Origin of the sequence: Streptomyces sp. NPDC058375 (genome assembly GCF_042723425.1) — a bacterium.
GTDB lineage: Bacteria > Actinomycetota > Actinomycetes > Streptomycetales > Streptomycetaceae > Streptomyces > Streptomyces durocortorensis.
Genome location: NZ_JBHXJG010000499.1, coordinates 1 through 1137 on the forward strand (window position 1 = coordinate 1; position 1137 = coordinate 1137).

Below are 1137 nucleotides of genomic sequence, written 5' to 3' on the forward strand. Positions count from 1 at the left end.
CGCGCCGGCCCGGGCCCGGCCCGGGCCGCCCGGCGGTGGGGCCCGCGGGCCGCGGGGCGGCGGGCCCCGCGCGGCCCCCCCCCCCACTCCGGCTTCGACCTGGTCCGGACCTTCCGGCATGACGCCCGGCTTTCGGGACAGGTGCTGGCCCACAGCGCCCCACGCCAACCCCGCGCGCAACGGCGGTCTTCTGCCGCCGTACCCGTCCGCGCGGCGACGCGACGGGGCACACGACGTCCCCCACAGCCGGAAGAAGGTCACCCGTGGCGATCAACCAGACGCAGCAACCGCCGGCCGGCGGACGCCCCGTCCCGGAAGCCGACGAGCGGCGGTCCGCCCAGTCTCACCCTGCCGCAGGGCCCGGGTCGCCGCAGCGCCCGGAGCAGTCCGCCCGGCAGCGGCCCACCGCCCTGGAACAGGCAGGCGGAGTACGCGGGTTGATCTACTCCGCGCTGCCCGTACTCGCCTTCGTCATCGGCAACAACATCGGCGGGCTGAGGACGGCCATCATCGCCGCCCTCGCCCTCTCCGTGGTGATCGCTGCGGAGCGCCTGCTCCGCAGGGAATCGATCATGCCCGCCGTGGGCGGCGTCTTCGGCGTGGCCATCGCCGCAGGGATCTCCTGGTGGACCGGATCCGCCAAGGACTACTTCCTCATCGGCATCTGGTCCAACCTGGCCGCCGCCCTGGTCTTCGGGATCTCCGTCCTGGCGCGCCGCCCGTTGGCGGGCGTGCTGTGGAACTCCATGACCGGCAAGGGCACGGCCTGGCAGGAGGACCGGCGCTCGCGGCGCGACTTCTCCATCGCCACGATCGTGCTCACCGTCATCTTCGCCGCCCGTTTCGCCGTCCAGCAGTACCTCTACGAGGCCGACGAGGTCGGCACGTTGGGCACCGCGAAGATCATCATGGGCTACCCGCTGCTGGCCGTCGGACTGCTCGCCGTCGCCTGGGCCGCCCGCGCCTCGCACCGCCGGCTGCGCGCCGCGGAACACTGAGAAGAGAGCTGACGCGGCGGCCGGTGGAGAAGATCACGCCGCGCAGCATGCCCTTGGCGAGCAGCTCGGCCACCGCCTGCCGGTCGGCGGGGGAGGCGTTGGGGTCGGCGAGCGGCGGTTCGAGGACGATCTCCACGTC

At 74.0% G+C, this 1137-nt stretch carries 1 protein-coding gene and 1 pseudogene; one reads left to right on the top strand and one right to left on the bottom strand.

Annotated elements, in window-relative coordinates; all coding sequences use genetic code 11:
* Window positions 1-263 precede the first annotated feature (263 nt).
* Window positions 264-998, top strand: coding sequence for a DUF3159 domain-containing protein (locus tag ACFWM7_RS35340; RefSeq protein WP_383268897.1), 735 nt, complete (start codon window positions 264-266; stop codon window positions 996-998).
* On the opposite strand, the pseudogene ACFWM7_RS35345 reads toward ACFWM7_RS35340, so the two are convergent.
* A pseudogene (locus ACFWM7_RS35345) lies at window positions 970-1137 on the bottom strand (VOC family protein); the annotation flags it as partial. The gene ACFWM7_RS35340 and the pseudogene ACFWM7_RS35345 overlap by 29 nt on opposite strands.